This window comes from Agarivorans sp. B2Z047, assembly GCF_023373605.1.
Classification (GTDB): Bacteria; Pseudomonadota; Gammaproteobacteria; order Enterobacterales; family Celerinatantimonadaceae; genus Agarivorans; species Agarivorans albus.
Map to the genome: position 1 here is coordinate 228,508 of NZ_CP088080.1, position 16,278 is coordinate 244,785.

Below are 16,278 nucleotides of genomic sequence, written 5' to 3' on the forward strand. Positions count from 1 at the left end.
ACCTCAAATTATTAAGCTGAATGCTGTTCTGATTTGGTTGTTGAGCTAACCAAAGGCAGTGAAAAGATCATTCCAGGGCGGAAGTAACGACCAGCGGTGTACTTCAATCCGGTATGGTGAAGGGCGTAAAACAGCGTTTGGCTGTCTAACTGAAATTGTTGACACACAGCGGCACTGCGCAGTTTAAATTCGCTGAGCTGGCGTGGAATATCGGCGGCTATTCGGCCATCGGCATAGAGTAAACCTAACTCGATAAGCGCTTTGCTAAGCTCGATTGCTGCTGGCTCATCTAGTTGGGCAAACTGCGTGGCGTCAAAACGGCAACTGGCGTTAAAGCCCTCTGGTGCTGCAAAAGGAACGCGAGCATCTAGGTACAAGTTTCGGTAGCAGGCGCTGAGTAAATCCGCTGCTTGCTGTTGCATGCCCAGGGCAGCCATGGCGTTGACCAAAGAGTATTGCACCCCAATCCACACATCGTGAGCTTGAAAATTATCCCACTCTTTAGTCTCGCCGTAGCGGCTAACTAAATTGGCTGCTCCCACTCGCGCGCTGTTTATTTGGTAGTTGTGTTTATAAACGTACTCTAGGGCGCGGCGTTGTTGTTGCTCGCTAGAGACTGCAGGCAATTGCAACATCCGGCAGTAGCTATCGGCCAATAGCTGATCGGCAAAGCTGTCATCACTGTCTAGGCTTATCTTATCTAACCATGAGGGTTGCCAAAAATCGCCCAAGGCAACTAGCGCTAATTTACGAAGTTGGCGGCATAATTTTGGGTTTTCGGCGTCAATCGGCCAAGTTTGGCTACTATGGTGCTTAGCCCACAAGCGCTCAACGCTTGTTGTTAGCTCACCAAGTCCTAACAGTTCAGGAGTAGATAACCAGCGGTTAAGCGCTTCCACCAGTTCCACAGAGCAACTGTCTTGCTTTAGCTTTAACTGCTGAGAAAATGGGCTGTCGAGTAAGCTGGTGATCAGTTGCTCGCGCCGTTTTTCTGTTACGTCACCAATTTGCAAAGGCGTAACATAAAAGTGGAAGTAGCCGGCTTTTTCATCCCATAAACTGGCCTGAAATTGCTTACGAGCGCGGCTGGCAAGGTAGCGGTATTCTTGCGGAATACTGGCTTTGTTTAGCAGTTCTGCAATGCAGGCATAAGCTTCTAAGCTGGCTATCCACAAAGAACCGCAATATACCGAAATACCGTGTGAAGACAGGTTATCAAAGGTGTCGTCGGTGCCACGGGTTAATGGGAAACATTGTCCAGGCTCAACCATTGCTTGTAGGTAGTGCATGGCTGCTTGGCAAGCTTCCCAGCAATCTTGCAGCAAAGCCTTATCGCCGTGAAAGCGATAATGACGCAACAGCATTAAAATGTATTTGGGGGCTAAATCTTTCCACTCTTTAACGTTGTGCCAATCATAGGCATCGGGTTTAGCATCAAAGGGGCTGCCGAGATCATGAATCACCGCGCCGCGCACTGCCCGAGGACCTTCGGTTTTGCTGTTGGGTAGGTCCGCATGCGGCAGGCCTACATATTCGTGGTGGCGACGAACAATGTTGTTTTCCGCCAATACTGCCTGTGAGAAGTGGCGCATTACTGCCCCATCTAAGCGTGGGAAGCACTGTAACAGCGAGAATGAACCGTAAAAGTAAACATCTAAGGAATTGAAAAATGGATAGTCGGCACACTCTCGTACTAAGAATCGATCTTGTTCATCCCATACTGTAGCTTCCGCCAAAAATGACAAGGTGTTTAGCGCTAGCGTGCGGGTTTCGGCCTTGCCGCTGGTGGACATGGGCAGCGTATCCAAGCATGCATTGGGCATTAATTGTTGATTAACCGTCGTTAGGGCTGCTTGCACTTGCGGTTCTATTTCAATGGCGCGCTTACAAATGGCTAAGGCGCGGCCTTGCGACTCAGGGTAGAACTGGCGGTATTTTTTCTGGCTGCTTAAGCCGGGTAATTGAATATGCGGGAAGTCGAGAACCAGCGAGAATAAGATCTCAACACTTTCGCCTGGGGCTAGCTCGCCGCTAACACATAAGGCGCTTGAGCTTAGTTCGCGCCCGCTATAAATACCACGGTCAACCGCCTGTGCAAAGCGGCCACTGGCGAGTGCACCGGCAATCTGTTGGGCACTGGAGTCGCTATAAAAATAAGGTTTTGCACTCACGCAACACTGCGTTGGCGCCGATATCGAGATACAGCTTTGGCCGTCAAAATCCACACCAGGGCTGGCTTTACCGCTCATTTCTATGGCGTAGTGATGCTTGCCTTCTGTTTGCCAGCTGGTGGCATGAGCTTGCTGAGTATTGGCTGCTCTTACCAAACTACATGCTGCATCTTGAACCCCAGGGCGCTGTTTAATTGCCTGAAAACCAGAGAGGTTCTCTAGGCATCTCACTAGGCTAAAGCTTTGTCGCTGGCCGCTGCTATTGTGTAATACCACTCGGGTATAACTTATCGGTAAAGCTGCCCAATCTTCATGGTTAGGAATAACCGGGCTGTAGTGATACTTACTCACTTGAATCGCTTGTTGGCCGCTAAACTGTTGTTTAGCCACCGGATACAGTGCGCTGTAGTCTATTTGTTCACAAGGCCAAGCCGCTACACCGTTGTATTGATCTGACTCCCAATCGCCAATTAAGGCCTGCTGTGATTGTTGCTGCAGACCTAAGGCACCATCGTAAAAGTCTAATAGCCAACTTATATTCAGTTGGTTGGTTTGCTTAGCGGCTGCAATCAGTTGTTGAGTCTTGCTGGATAGTTCTACATTCCATCGCTCTAAGTTTGCAGCATTCCATTGATAGAACTCTGGTTCACTAAGCAGAAGCTGAAGCGTTGCAAGTTGTTGCTCACCATTCATGTCAGGCGTAAATAGCGGTGCTTGTTCAGCCTTGCTTAGGGCAAAGAATTTTTGCTTTTGCTGAAAATCACTGAGATTAACAATTACCAGCTGTTGCTGGTCGGCCGGAGTTTGGCTTAAATAGAAGTCTTCTAAACGCAGGCTATCACGCTGTTGGTCACTTAAGTGCAGGCCGGGGAGCATATGTAGTAGCGGCGTTGTACCCGCTGGCGTAAAGGTATAAGCACTGCCAATGCCGCCTAAAGCAATTCCTGTATCTGCTGGAGTCGTACTTAATGGTACGTACCAAGGTTGAATAAACTCATCCGCTAATCCTGGGCTCATCAAGTCGTTTACTTGGCCGTGATAACTGGATTGTGCGGTATAACGATGCAACATTGGTTCAACCTCTCTAAATACCTTGATGTGTAAGCGCTTTCACATGGCATGTTAACAGTTGAGCTTTGCTTGTTTAGCGCCTCAATTCGAAAAAGTGATCCGCTTCAATAAAAGATTTCGTAATAGGAAAGCCATGAAAGAAGCTGTCATTTTTCGTTAGATAGTGTTGTTTCTTCCCACTTGCTAACTGGCTGTAAGCTATATGTAGTGCGGCCTTTGCTCGCTATTTCTTTTAATACAAGTGCATGCGTGACAAGTTTCTTAGCTTGGCATGGCTATCGCTCATCCAAAAAAACATTAGTTGAGTTTCTTCTTAATTGAAGGAGGGGGAAATCTGCTGCCATGAGGTTTGAACTCTTAGCGAATAGAGGTGCGCGCTAACATTTGTTTCACTCTTTCTTGTTTAATTTTTAGAGTAAAAGGTCAAATGAAAATAACTGAGAGCCTTGAAATGCCTAGTTAACATCGCTTGTTAACGCTAATGGTAGCGTTCAAAAATGTGCAAATGTTTACTTGGGAAAAATTGTTTGATATGCCTCACATAGTTCGATTTTTGTAATGAACTTCTTGATGTGAAAAAACATCATTTGTTTCATGGCTGTTTCATGCCTTTGGTTTGTGGGTATTTTTTGTTTTTAATTCAATGTCTTATGTGTGTAAGTGCTTTCTTGGAATGATGTGGATTTCGAGAATATTTCATGAAACAGAATGTATGAAATTTGTATGTTTTGTGATCGCCGCTATTTGCAAGCGTTTTCATTAGTGATGAAGGTCACTTATTTATCTTATTTTGAGCTCTATACTGCTAAACCATGGCTAGTTGGCCATATATAAAAAAAGCTTCCAATAAAATTTCAAGATTCACACGGAGTTGAACAAAATGAAAATGAAAGCGCTTACAATTGCAATTGCAGTCGCGTCCGCGGCAACCTCACTTAGCTCATTCGCTGGTACCCCTAATTTCTCTGGTTACGGCCGTTATGCTCAAGAAACTTCTGACGATGAAATCAGAATTATCAAAGGTGATTACGGTGTAATTAATGGTGTTGGCCGTCTAGGTAACGAAGGTAACTGGATGGAGTTCATGCTTACTCAAGGTTTTGAGAATGGCGACGCTCAGTTTGACATGAATGTAATGTTAAACACTCCTGGTTACTCGCCAACTTGGGGCGATACCATTGGTCTAGCTCAGTTCTACGGTGGCGGTAAAGGTATCTTTGCTTCTCAACCAGATGCTTACGTATGGGCGGGTAAACGCTTCTATGGTCGTGAGCAAGGCGGTTTAAGTGATTACTTCATGATGAGTGCCGATGGTTCGGGTGCTGGTGTTGATAATCTGAATGTAGGTTTAGGTCAACTAGATTTAGGTTGGACTCAAGCGGGCTCTGGTGCTGGCGCCCCTGATACTGCCGATGGTCAAGTGAACCAATTAATGCTTAATTGGCACGACATCAAGGTAAGCGAGCAAGGTGCATTGAAGTTCCGCTATAACTATGCCTTTGCTACCGGTGCGCAAAAAGACGGTTTCGATAATGATTCTGCCCACCAATTCTTTGCTTCATACCGTCAAGGTTTAAGCAATGGTTGGTTCCAACTAGCCGGTCGTTACGAGACGGATGCTGCCGCTTTAACCATCTCTAATTCAGCGGGTCACAACTGGTCGAATGTTCGTGATGTTAACGCAGACAGCTACGGTGTATTTTTAGATGGCGCAGTTAACTTCGGCGAAATGACTGCTATGGAATACAACGCCAACTGGTTACGCATTGAGTGTGAAGATGGCCGTCAAGCCTGTAACTTTAAAGAAAACAATGAGTACAGCGTTGCGGTTCGTCCACAACACCACTGGAATGAGTTCATGGCCACTGCTGTAGAAGCTGGTTTCCAAGCTACTGAGCAAGACGGTAAAGGTAGTGATGCATGGAAAGTTACCTTGTCTCAAAACTTCCAAGTGGGTCACTTCATGTGGTCTCGCCCTGTAGTTCGCTTCTACGCGGTAACGGGTGAGATTAAAACAGATGGTGCCGATAAGTACGACTTAACAAAAATTGGTGCCATGGTTGAAGCTTGGTGGTAAACCCAGCTAAGCTGAGTACAGTTTATTAGGTACTCAACCAAGGAGTGGGCGCTAAGTTGTTAGCGCCCACAATTAAGAGGTGGAAATTTGAAAAAAGTATTAACGGTAATTGTGGGCTGTATATTAGCTAGCGGCTGTTCAAGCTCTAGTGATGAGAAGCCTTTTGAAGTCACTGACCCGTTTCGCACTTGGAACACCCAATATGTAGATGAGGCAAAAATTGCTGCCAATCTGCAGTCAAATAATGTTTCACCATTACTTCCTTCGCAACTGCAATACCAGTTATTAGCCTTAGATAGAACTAATCGGATTGATGTTACTGAAAAATCACCGGTAGTGCGTTTTCCTGAAGGAAACTCTTACACCGCAGCATTGTTAATTCCTGAAAACATCACCCAGTTTACCTTTTACTTAGATAGCATTGTTGGCAGAACGGTATTTGTACCTACTGTTATTTTCTATGATGAAAGACTAAAAGAAGTGCTTCGAATTGAAGACAGTACCTTAAATGCGGAAGGCTTCCTCAGCATGAAGCAGGAATTGCTGCCAGAGCAAGCTAAGCGTGCTCGTTACTTGCTGGTTTATAGCAAGGCAACTGACTTTGCTGGAAGAACCGAATTGATTGACCCTAAAACTGTTTATGAAGAAAAAACTGGCGGGGGATTACCAGCTACCTTTAAATATTATTCTAAGCATTCGCCTATTGGTAACTTAGATATTCGCTTTGCAGACGTGTTGTTTAGTTCGTCTTTTGTTACTACACCAGCAAGCACCACCCAACAGAATGTTACGCCCGTTGAGCCAGCACCTGTAAAAGCTGAGTCAGCGAGCACTGCCGCGGCAGCAACTACGGCAGTAGTGGCTAGCCAAGCTAAAGAAGAGATGCTCAGCGATACTGAGAAGTTCTATCTTGAGCAGATTAGTAAAGCGGTAGAAAAGAATGACCTCTCTAGGGCCTTAAACCTAGTTGAGGAGGCAGAGCGTGCCGGATCTTCAAAAGCGCAATCCCATTTTATGGAGCAGTTGAAGAAACAGCAGCAACAGTAGTGCAGTACACAAGTGTGTTTTTTTCTAATCCCTGTTTATACGGCGCCTAGTGCGCCGTTTTTTTTGGCTAGGAGTTCAGGTTTTGGTGCAAAAAAAATCAATAGGCTGGCTGTGTTTGCTTGTTTAGGTCGGCATTAGTTCACCGGTAGGCTATTCATTGTAAATTCGCTGTCATTAAATATGAGCTTGCTTTGGTCGCGGCCATCTTGATGAACCAAGTAACCTGCGTTGCGCAGCGCCATAATGTAAGCCGATAAGGGGCTGTAGTTAAACAAGCTGTCATTGGCATCTAGCTCTACATTCAGATCTAAATAGCGGAGTAGCTGCAGTGGGCTGTTTACGGCATTTAGCTCAAAGGGCAGAAGTTTTGCATTGCCCGAGAGCTTTATATCTCCAACCATGGCAAGATCTTGAAAATTCGAATTAATCTTTAATGCTAATTGTTCTAGCTGCCACTCTATGCCTTCTGAAATAAGTTCTTGCACCAAGGCATCTAAGTCTTGCTCTGAGCGCTGCTGTTGATTAGCCCCCGCAAGAGCAATCAAGCTTTGCATTGGAACGCCGCCGATCTTGGAAGTTAAAATAAGCTCATTCAAGGTAAATCTTTGTTGCGCTTCTTTAAAATTAAATTGTTCTAATGAGCTATTTACGCTCATAAATGCCCGCTGTTGCTGTTCGCTAAACTGGTTACTCACTACTAAGTTTTGCAAATCTAACAAGGTGTTGCCTTGCTCTAGCTGAAGGGTTAGTTGCTCTATTGACCAGTTGGCGCTTTCTACAAGTGTCCAACCTTGGCGTTGGCTAAACTGCTCACTAGCGCTCACTTGCTGTAGATGAATATGGTCGCCATTTTGTGAACTATCGTCTAGTTCCATACCTTGCCAGTTTAGGCTGGCAGTGCCTTTAGCAAAATCTAGGTCGCTATTTGAAGTAATCAGCAAGGGATGAAAGTTTAAGTCTACCTGCGAATAGTTGTGCTCGAAGCTATCGATACTTAGCGATTGCTTTAGATTTTGGGTAAGTAAGTTGGCCTGCCACTGACCAAGATGGGGGATACTGCTTAATTGATTGCTCTGCAGCCATTGTTGGTAGTCGCTTTGTTGCTCATCCACTTGCCATTCGCCACTAAGCCATAAGGGCCAAAAGCTGATTTTATGCTGCAGCATGATGGTGAAAGCTTGAGGCTCTAAACCAAGATCTGCAAAGTTACCCTCTATTTGCCATTGCTCTTGGCGAGTGAACCAGTCTTTACTTATTAGGCTTTGTTGGTAAGACCAAGCGTGTTGCTCATTGAGCTTGGTGGTTAGCTGCTCTACCTGACGCTGATATTGGTATTGGCTAAAGAATTGACCTCCAACAGCACTAACCATTAGCACGGTTAAGAAAACTACGCTTTTTTTGAACATTGAGCAGCAACCTACTTTAATATCGTGTTATCGAATAAGCATTCTATATGTAAATGCTAAGCAATAGTAATACCAATCGTACTAAGTAACGGTTCATTCTATCTGGTTAAAATACTCGATAACTGCGTTAGAATTTTTGATTGTAGAATAACTACTTATCGAAAAATCCTGCCTTATTCTCGAATATTTTTCCTACGATATTTCTGATCCCGTACTTAGTGTGATTGGTATAAGCTTGTCGGCTTGCTTGAAGCACTTGGAGTATTTTTTGTTAAACCAACTTGTAGCCTTATTGGCTGATCTATACACGCCCTTGCAAGTGATTGTGCTGCTTTGGCTGGGCTGGCGACTTTTTGATGGCAGTGACTCTCGGCAGCAGCTTAAGCAAATTAGTGGTTTTTTATTGCTGAGTATTTTGATTAGCTATTCGTTGATGTTTGCTAATAACTACTGGCAATGGTGGCCGCGTTTAGCCTTAGATTACAGCACCCATACCGCTGTTGCCTTTAGTCTACAGCTGGCTATTCATAGGGTCTTGCCAAAACAACGCTTAATTTCTTGGTTGGCTTACCTTGTTTATTTATGGCTGATGTGGTTTTTGAACTACCACAGTGTGATGGACATGCTAACTACCATGTTAAGTGTTGGTTTATTGTTGCAATTAAGTGCAATATGTAAAGTTGGCAAAGCAGCTACAAAATAAATGTAGGCTATGCTGAGTGAATTATTGTTAATGACAAGTGTCATAGTAAGACACTGGAGAGCTTCAGCAGGTCTGCTAGCAAAGCAAGAAGGGAACCGCCATGTTTAAGGTAATTTGTCCGGATGCATCGGGTGAAATGGATAAGTATTATCGATTTCGCTGGGAAGTATTGAACAAGCCTTTGCAGCTGCCGCTAGGCAGTGAACGAGATGCCTATGATGACCACAGTATTCACCGCATGATTCGTGACCGCCAAGGTGAACCTTTAGCGGTTGGGCGTTTGTTTTTGAGTGACAACAAAGAGGCACTGATTCGCCATGTAGCGGTGTGTCCTGAGCAGCGAAAACTAGGTTTGGGCACTTTATTGATGATGGCTTTAGAAGAAGCCGCTCACGATGAAGGTGTAGAACGCATTGTGGTAAACGCGCGGGGAGACGCTCAAGCCTTTTTTAGCAGCTGCGGTTTTGAGCCTGCCGGCAATCCTACCTTCGATAAAGTGAAAATTAAAGTACAGCAAATGGTTAAAGAGTTGTCGCCAGAGCACCGCTTTGTAAGGCAACCCAAGCTATGTACTCAGCTACAACAGATGTTTAACCAACAAATTCCTCTAAGCGAAAAAATGGGTGTGCGTTTACATCAATACACCGGTAACGAGTTGACCACTAAATTACCTATTGCCGGAAACGGCAACCCGCATTCCACCATGTTTGCTGGCAGCATATACAGCCAGGCGGTTTTGTCGGGTTGGGGAATGATTTGGTTGATGTTAGAAGAGCATGGATTCGCTGGTGACATCGTATTGGCTAAAGGGGAAATTAAACATCGTAAAGCGATTGATCAAGATGCTTTAGCCAAGGTGAAGAAGAGCCAAATGAAAGGCAGTTTACTGCCGCTCATTGAAGGCAAAAAATGCAAAATGACCGTGACTGTTCAGGTGTGCCATAACAAAGAAGTGGCAGCTGAGTTCAAAGGTTTCTATGTCATCCTACCCAAGCTCCAGGCTGAACTCGATAGTTAAGCGTTTAGATACATCCTCCAGCTATCCTTGTGTGTAAATCCAAGTATATTTAGTATGTAAATATACTTGGTGCACACAATCAGGAAAACTTATATGCAACATCTTTATCGCTTTAGCCTTAAGCAGTTATCGGTGTTTGTATCTATAGCCGAAACCCACAGTGTGAGTGTTGCTGCTCAGCAACTGGCTATGACCCAATCTGCTGCCAGCATGGCCTTAAATCAGCTAGAGACAGGCTTAGGCCAAAAGCTATTTGAGCGTCAAGGTAAGCGTCTTCGCCTCAATCACTGGGGGCATTGGTTACGCCCGCGAGCCAAGCGCGTGTTGATGGAAAGTCAGCACATTATGCAAGGCTTTGCCGGCCAACAAGTGATCAGTGGCGAACTCAGTGTTGGTGCTAGCCAAACCATTGCTGAGTACTTTTTAGCACAAATCATCGCCGGTTTAGATAAGAGTTATCCCGACTTAGCGATTAGCCCTCAAATCAGCAATACCGAAGCAGTTATAGCAGGTTTACTCGACTACCGTTTGCAACTTGGCATTATTGAAGGGCATTGTTCAGATAGCCGGATTACCCAACAAGTATGGTGTGAAGACCAGCTGGTCGTGGTGGCGGGTAAGCAGCATCCATTAGCTGAGCTAGAGCAAGTAAATCTATCTCGGCTAAGCCGAGCGCGTTGGGTACTGCGTGAGACAGGCTCTGGGACCAGAGACATATTTAACGGCGCCATTCATGGCAAAATCACTAAGCTCAAAGTATGGCGAGAGTATAGCCATGTGCCTAGTTTAGTGGCCTTAGTAGCCGACGGGGCTTACCTGAGTTGCTTACCTTTACGTAGTGTGGAGCAGGCGATAAAAGCGGGCGAGTTGATTGCTCTAAATACACCAGATTTAGATATGCGCAGAAGCTTTAACTTTGTATGGCGCAAAGACAGCAGCCAAAATCCGCTGCGCGACTGCTTTATCGAACATGCAATGTCACTAGCTTTGGCAACGTTAAGCGAGTGAATCGTTATTACTGCAAGCTTTCTTCTGTTAATGGGTAACGACACTGCGGTATGCTGGGAGCTCGGGTAAAGTCTTGCTGATCAACTGAGAAGCGGCGTGGCGAAAGGTAGTGATCAAAACTTACTTGGGGCTTGCTCCAAGCACCATGTACCGTGTGAACTAAACGCCAGCAAGGTTGGTCGGCTACTACAAGCTTTAGTTGATTGTAGCGTTGCTTCGCTAGGTCAATTTCACCCGCTAGGGTGAGTCCATAACGTAGTCCGGATAATTCTTGAGGAGCTAATCTTAGTTTGCCTTGCTCTAACTCTGCGCTTAGCGCCAAATTAGTAAATTGGGTGATGCCTTTAGGCAAGCTTTGCGGATCTTGCCAAAACACCGGCCAGCCACTGGCTATAAAAGGGTTGGGTTTTTCATAATACTGCCGCGGGCTTTCAATAATTTGGTCGAGGGTCACTTCTAAATCGGCACCTGGCAATTGAATTAACTGACTGTGAAAATCAATCGAGCCATCAATACTTGAGCCAAAGTCATTGAGCTTACCCCTTAACTTTCCCGCAAGCTCTAAGTCTCCCACTAAGCTAAATTGGCGATTATTGGCTAAGCGCGCCAGTGGGCTAATATCGAGCAATAGGCCGGAGATTTCAGCTTGCCAAGGTTTGTGCTCTTGATCTAACAAGGCTTGTCCCTGTAACTCAAATTGGCCTAAGGGTAGTTCACCATATAAGTTAAAATAGCCAATCTCTTGGTCTGCACCCAAGTCGAAGCTGACATGGCTGAGTAGCATACCGCGATAAGCCAGCTCAGGAGCTTCAATAAACACTTGGCTTTGTGGCTGCCAAAGTTGGTCAATGCTCTGCCACAGACCATCTTGAATTACTTGCAGTTGACGCAGTTCAACATTTAAACCAGTAGCTGAAAAGGGGAGTTGATCAGCGTAAGACAGCAGCTTCACTTGCTGTAGCTCAAGTTGTTCAATGTTTAGCTGCTGCAGTGGTGCCGCGGCTTTAGTAGCGCTTTTCTCTAAGTTTTTCTCTTTGTTGCTTGTTGTAGTGCTGTCACTATCAGGTAACCAACTGGGTTGGATCGGAATTTCATTATTGCTTAACAGCAATTGATGCAGAGTCAGCGCTTGCTGTTGCCATTGATAACTTAATGATAACCCTAGCTGTCCTTTAAATAGCTGGCTACGTAAGGCATCTACGGAAAATAGGCCATCGCTTATTTGCCCACTAGCGGTAAGATCGCTGAATTGAATGTGGTCAATACCTAACTCATCGGCAATAAAAGCATATTCGCCGCGCAGCTTGTTGGCTTGGTAAGGCCATGGGCTGGCTATGTTTTCTAGCTCTGCCGTTAGTTTGTTCAGCACCACATTGTGGCCTTGTAACTGAGTGGCTAAGCTAAGTTGGTTTAGCAATAAATTGTCAATTTGAATACTGCTTAACCAAGCAAGTTCAGGCAAGTTATTTAACCAATTTTGCTCACTGCTTGATGGGACTGCAGTTTGATTTTTTTGAGCACTAGGTTCTGGAGCAAAGTGCTCTAGCCTAAAGTTGTTTAAAGCGAGCTCACGTATGGTGAGTTGCTTATTGCTCAGTTCGGCAGAAGCATAAACCGAGCCTTGTAATAGATCGGCACCGATGTGCTCTATCACTAACTGCTGCTGGCCATAGGCAAGGCTTAGCTGTGGCAACATGATGTCTTGCCACGGGGTTGTAAATCGCTGAGCTGAACTATGTAAGGTGAACTGCCAATGGCTTGGCGCGGGTTCGTTAAGATCAATCTGCCAGTCTTCTATAGCTAATTCAAAGCGCTCTAGTCGGTAAGATTGTTGCAGATCTTGCCATAGTAAGTCGCCGTCTTTGAGCAACAGCTGATTAATTTGAACTGTGTTTAACCAGCTGATGTTGTTGGCTTCGGTAGGCTCGCTGCTGTCTGATGTTTGGCTAAACAGTTGTTGGGTAAGTGCTAGTTGTGGTTGTTCAAGTAGCAGACTATCTATCTGAATTTTACCCTGCAGCAAAGGCATCAAGGCAAAGTTTAGCTTGGCTTGTTTAGTGAGCAAGGCTGCTTGGCCAGATTTGGCGAGCTCTAAATCAAATACCTCTATGCTGAGAGGCTTGTTGAGTGACCATTGTGTATTGTTGTAGTTAAGTTGCCAGTCGCTTTGCTGATTGAACCAATGCAAAAAATCGCTTTTGTAGCGATCGGGATGGAAAGAGAATAAGAAAAAGACCGAAGTTGCCAGCAACAGTAAAAAAACAATGGCAAGCAGGTCGAAAAAGCGTTTCATATTGGCGCAAACTCCATGCGACTTATTAATAACTTATCGTATCTATCCAACAATACTTGAGTATTCACATATTTAACAGCACAGGCTTCACCCCTTTTACATAAAGGCGCAACAAACACAGTGCTTAACTTTGCTTGGCCTTTTTGCTCGGAAATACCAGATAGATTCCTGCTAGTATCAGCACTATGCCTAGGGCCTTTGGCCAGCTAAATGCTTCGCCTATCCAAGGTAAACTAATGGCTGCTACATACACGATAACATAGCTTAAGCTAAGCATGGGGTAAGCAAGTGAAAGAGGCAGGTGCTTTAATGCCATTACCCAGCACAGCATTGATAAGGCATAAAAGCTTAAACCAGCTACTACGCTAATGTAGTAAGGCAAATAATTTGAGACTAAAGCACTATACTGTGCTGCATGCCAAAGCTCCTGCAAGCTTGGAAATTGCAGGCTTAACTGGGTCATGCCCCATTTCATGGCTAACTGAGCCAGCGAAATAAAGGCGACACTTAGTAAGGCTAACACCACACTTTGCGGATGGTTTTTCATAAAAACTGTTCCACTCCACCAAGAAAGGCGACACCTAATACAATCAGCCCCACGCCACACCACTGACGCGGAGTAACCGTTTCATTAAATGCAAACTTAGAGATAAGCAACATGATGACAAAATTGCTGCTTAACAGCGGGTAAGCAACCGATACGTCCCACTGGCTTAATACTCCTAGCCAAAAAATAGCGCCCAAGCCCAAGAAAATAATGCCTAATAATAAAGGTTTAGACAGTAGTTTCTCGAGCGTGCTTAAATTTGGTTGAGCGGCAAACAGCAAAGCCGCACGTTTCTGCCAATACTGACTTAACGAACTACAGCCAATAGACGCCACGATCAGCATTATATTAAGCATAATTTAGTCAGTTGCTGCTTGATAATAAAGGATGGTATAGCGGCCTTTGTCGATACGCTCGGTGGTTTCAGGCAGCGTGCCATCCATATCCGGTTTATCGTGGTAATAAACCATTACTGGCGCATGCTGGCGTTGCTGCTCAATAAATTCAGCTAAGTGCTTAGTTTCGATAAAGCGATGTTGGGCATCTGGGTATTCTAAGCCATAACGCACCTCGCCTTTTTGACCTACTAGGTACACGTCTTCACGCTTAAAGTACCAGTTAAACGCCGACATAGTATCGGGATAATCGGCTACTAACACCGTATTGGGCTCTACTAAATGCGAGATTTGCTGCATAAACTTAGCCGGCATTTTTGAGTAGATACTTACATTTGGGAAGGTTGCCCAAGCTAGCATGAATAGACCCAAAGGCATCAGCATGTAGCTGGCGACTTTGCCGTTTAAGCTGGTGGCTTTAATGGCCAAAAAGGCCATAGCCGACCAAAAGGCAAAGATGCTAAATAGCAACCATGGGCGGTAAGCTTCTTCGGCATCTAAGGGCAGTTTACCGGTGTAATGCAGCACCAAGGTGGTAACGGCAAGTAGTGCAAATAGAATTGCATTTAACCAGCTTCCCCAGATTAAACCCTTACAGGATTTGGCAAAAGCCTGTTGAATACCAAAGCCAAACAAGATCGCCAGCGGTGCCATTATTGGCAAAATATAGGTAGCGAGTTTGCCCTTAGCCATGGAGAAAAATAGCAGCGGCAATATCGCCCACAATAAGGCGTAGCGTAACAATGGCGAGTGCATTTGGCCTTTTAAGTGACCAATTGCACTGGGCGACCAAAATAACCAAGGTAAAACGCCAGTCGCTAAAAATGGCAGGTAGTACCAAACAGGCGCCGAGTGCTGGGCGTTGTCTGCCGCAAAGCGCTGAATATGCTCAATCCAAAAGAAGTAGTGCCAGTAGTCTGGCTCTGCTACATGAATGGCTAAGCCCCATGGCAAGCAAACTAAAACGGCCAGCAGCATTACCCACCAACCCCATTTCAAAATGGTTTTAAACTGCTTATCCCAAAACATGTAGGGAACAACCACTAACACAGGTAAAGCTAGTGCCAAAAAGCCTTTGGTTAGTATCGCACAGCCACAATAAAAACCTGCCAAACCATAATATTTGGCTCGTTGCCGCAGTTCTTCGCTGCGAATGGCAAAGTAAAAGGCGGTAAAGCTGGCGGTTAGCCAAAGGTTAAGCATGCTGTCCAATACGCTGTAGGTGCCCACGCCAGACACCATAAACATGCTTAAATAAATGCCGGAGCTTAACCAAGCAACTGGGCGAGAGGCGAAGCGCGCGAGCAGCAAAAATATGCAAAAAGCCGCCCCTAAAGCGCTAAAGGCTGACGCAGCACGCACCGCAAAGTTAGTTTCGCCAAAAACAAGTTGTGAGACCGCGTTCATCCAGTAACCCATTACTGGCTTTTCGAAGTAGCGTAAGTCGTTAAAGCGAGGAACTACCCAGTCGCCACTGCTTACCATTTCTCGCGAGATTTCAGCGTAACGCAGTTCATCGGGAGACCAAAGATCACGCAGACCCAAAGGTAATAGGTACAAAATGATAAAGAATATCGGCACCCAAGTAGCTAGGTTAATTCGTAAGTGGCGCATGGTACTTCCTGGTTTAACTGGTATGAGGGCGAACAACCGAGGCTTGATGACTTAACCAGCCTTCGCGCCCATCCATTTCTATATTTAATATGCTGTCTTGTGGCCAAGTTACATAATCTTGATCTAACAACTCACACAGCGGTACAAACTCTATGCCTTGCTGTTTAGCACTAATAATCAGCTGCTCAAACATCTCTGCGCAAACAATGCCTTCAACCTCTGCATGAATGGTGTAAACATTTAACGCATCGGCTTTAATTCGATCAAGAATGGCTTGGTTGTAGTTGCTTTCGTCTACGCCGTCTTGGCCAATTAATTCATCGTAAGTCGGCAAAGTAACTGGAATTTGTGGTGCCATTCCTGGTTTGGGAACAAAAATAGATTCACCTCGGCAATCGCTGTTGTAGCGAAATGGAAAGGCTTCTTTTTCGTCTAGGGTGGTTTCGGTACAGCGCCAACCGGCCACTGCACTGCATTGCACGTCTTTTCCGGTGATTTCTTCCAGCAGCTGGTAACCTTTACGGATCTCCTTGCCCAGTTCGGCTTGCGACATGCTGTCGGTTTTCATCTGCCACTTATGGTGATCCCAAGCGTGCAAGCCAATTTCATGACCTGCTTGGTCGGTATCTTTAATCACCGAAGCAAGCTTTTTACCGATCACGGGGCCAGGCCAAAAGGTGCCTCGAAAGATAATATCCCAACCGTATAAGCTGGCGGCTTTTGAGCGGAGCATCTTCTTTAAAAAAGCAGGACGCAAAAGGCGCCAAATATGGCGCCCCATGTTGTCGGGTCCAACGGTGAAGAAGAACGACGACTTAATATTGTGGCGTTGAAAGGTGTCTAATAACTTGGGCACGCCTAAGCGCGTGCCACGAAAAGTATCAACATCTATACGAAGGCCAACTTTAATGGTGTCTTTCGAACTCAT

The 16,278-nt window shown here is 45.3% G+C and carries 12 protein-coding genes; 5 read left to right on the top strand and 7 right to left on the bottom strand.

Going from position 1 to position 16,278, the window contains the following annotated elements; genetic code table 11:
- Positions 1 to 11: 11 nt before the first annotated feature.
- Positions 12 to 3,242, bottom strand: coding sequence for a GH116 family glycosyl hydrolase (locus tag LQZ07_RS01095; RefSeq protein ID WP_152783756.1), 3,231 nt, complete (start codon positions 3,240 to 3,242; stop codon positions 12 to 14).
- A gap of 880 nt (positions 3,243 to 4,122) precedes the next feature.
- Between LQZ07_RS01095 and LQZ07_RS01100 the strand changes: the two genes are divergently transcribed.
- Entirely contained in the window at positions 4,123 to 5,319 is a 1,197-nt protein-coding gene (locus LQZ07_RS01100) for a carbohydrate porin (RefSeq protein ID WP_152783754.1), read from the top strand.
- 87 nt (positions 5,320 to 5,406) lie between these two features.
- On the top strand, positions 5,407 to 6,366 hold the full coding sequence (locus LQZ07_RS01105) for a MalM family protein (protein ID WP_152783752.1): 960 nt from the start codon (positions 5,407 to 5,409) through the stop codon (positions 6,364 to 6,366).
- 134 nt (positions 6,367 to 6,500) lie between these two features.
- Here LQZ07_RS01105 and LQZ07_RS01110 read toward each other — a convergent pair whose 3' ends face one another.
- Positions 6,501 to 7,772 carry a hypothetical protein gene (locus LQZ07_RS01110; protein ID WP_152783750.1) on the bottom strand — a complete coding sequence of 424 codons (1,272 nt, stop codon included), beginning with the start codon at positions 7,770 to 7,772 and terminating at the stop codon, positions 6,501 to 6,503.
- Between the two features lie 268 nt (positions 7,773 to 8,040).
- Between LQZ07_RS01110 and LQZ07_RS01115 the strand changes: the two genes are divergently transcribed.
- From LQZ07_RS01115 to LQZ07_RS01125, 3 genes are all read left to right on the top strand, one after another.
- Positions 8,041 to 8,475 (top strand): hypothetical protein, encoded by a 435-nt coding sequence (locus LQZ07_RS01115; RefSeq protein ID WP_152783748.1) that lies wholly within the window; start codon positions 8,041 to 8,043, stop codon positions 8,473 to 8,475.
- A 100-nt stretch (positions 8,476 to 8,575) separates the two neighbouring features.
- The gene (locus LQZ07_RS01120; RefSeq protein ID WP_152783746.1) at positions 8,576 to 9,493 is read left to right on the top strand and encodes a bifunctional GNAT family N-acetyltransferase/hotdog fold thioesterase; all 918 of its coding nucleotides are present in this window, start codon (positions 8,576 to 8,578) and stop codon (positions 9,491 to 9,493) included.
- A gap of 93 nt (positions 9,494 to 9,586) precedes the next feature.
- A complete protein-coding gene (locus LQZ07_RS01125; protein WP_152783745.1) occupies positions 9,587 to 10,501 on the top strand; it encodes a LysR substrate-binding domain-containing protein in 915 nt (304 codons plus the stop codon).
- 7 nt (positions 10,502 to 10,508) lie between these two features.
- On the opposite strand, the gene LQZ07_RS01130 is transcribed toward LQZ07_RS01125, so the two are convergent.
- The 5 genes from LQZ07_RS01130 to arnD form a co-directional block, all read right to left on the bottom strand.
- Positions 10,509 to 12,794, bottom strand: a complete 2,286-nt coding sequence (locus LQZ07_RS01130) for an AsmA-like C-terminal region-containing protein (protein ID WP_152783743.1) — start codon at positions 12,792 to 12,794, stop codon at positions 10,509 to 10,511.
- Between the two features lie 124 nt (positions 12,795 to 12,918).
- A complete protein-coding gene (arnF, locus tag LQZ07_RS01135) occupies positions 12,919 to 13,341 on the bottom strand; it encodes a 4-amino-4-deoxy-L-arabinose-phosphoundecaprenol flippase subunit ArnF (RefSeq protein ID WP_152783741.1) in 423 nt (140 codons plus the stop codon).
- Positions 13,338 to 13,697, bottom strand: coding sequence for an EamA family transporter (locus LQZ07_RS01140; RefSeq protein WP_016399874.1), 360 nt, complete (start codon positions 13,695 to 13,697; stop codon positions 13,338 to 13,340). Before LQZ07_RS01140 ends, arnF begins: the two co-directional genes overlap by 4 nt.
- Positions 13,698 to 13,700: 3 nt before the next feature.
- A complete protein-coding gene (gene arnT, locus LQZ07_RS01145) occupies positions 13,701 to 15,350 on the bottom strand; it encodes a lipid IV(A) 4-amino-4-deoxy-L-arabinosyltransferase (RefSeq protein WP_152783739.1) in 1,650 nt (549 codons plus the stop codon).
- A 13-nt stretch (positions 15,351 to 15,363) separates the two neighbouring features.
- A complete protein-coding gene (arnD, locus tag LQZ07_RS01150) occupies positions 15,364 to 16,278 on the bottom strand; it encodes a 4-deoxy-4-formamido-L-arabinose-phosphoundecaprenol deformylase (protein ID WP_152783737.1) in 915 nt (304 codons plus the stop codon).

What these genes read in the sequence shown, in the direction of transcription:
- LQZ07_RS01100 (WP_152783754.1), top strand. Translation starts at nt 4,123, where the DNA reads ATGAAAATGAAAGCGCTTACAATTGCAATTGCAGTCGCGTCCGCGGCA.
- LQZ07_RS01095 (WP_152783756.1), bottom strand. Translation starts at nt 3,242, where the DNA reads ATGTTGCATCGTTATACCGCACAATCCAGTTATCACGGCCAAGTAAAC.
- LQZ07_RS01140 (WP_016399874.1), bottom strand. Translation starts at nt 13,697, where the DNA reads ATGCTTAATATAATGCTGATCGTGGCGTCTATTGGCTGTAGTTCGTTA.
- LQZ07_RS01110 (WP_152783750.1), bottom strand. Translation starts at nt 7,772, where the DNA reads ATGTTCAAAAAAAGCGTAGTTTTCTTAACCGTGCTAATGGTTAGTGCT.
- arnT (WP_152783739.1), bottom strand. Translation starts at nt 15,350, where the DNA reads ATGCGCCACTTACGAATTAACCTAGCTACTTGGGTGCCGATATTCTTT.
- LQZ07_RS01130 (WP_152783743.1), bottom strand. Translation starts at nt 12,794, where the DNA reads ATGAAACGCTTTTTCGACCTGCTTGCCATTGTTTTTTTACTGTTGCTG.
- arnD (WP_152783737.1), bottom strand. Translation starts at nt 16,278, where the DNA reads ATGAGTTCGAAAGACACCATTAAAGTTGGCCTTCGTATAGATGTTGAT.
- LQZ07_RS01125 (WP_152783745.1), top strand. Translation starts at nt 9,587, where the DNA reads ATGCAACATCTTTATCGCTTTAGCCTTAAGCAGTTATCGGTGTTTGTA.
- LQZ07_RS01120 (WP_152783746.1), top strand. Translation starts at nt 8,576, where the DNA reads ATGTTTAAGGTAATTTGTCCGGATGCATCGGGTGAAATGGATAAGTAT.
- arnF (WP_152783741.1), bottom strand. Translation starts at nt 13,341, where the DNA reads ATGAAAAACCATCCGCAAAGTGTGGTGTTAGCCTTACTAAGTGTCGCC.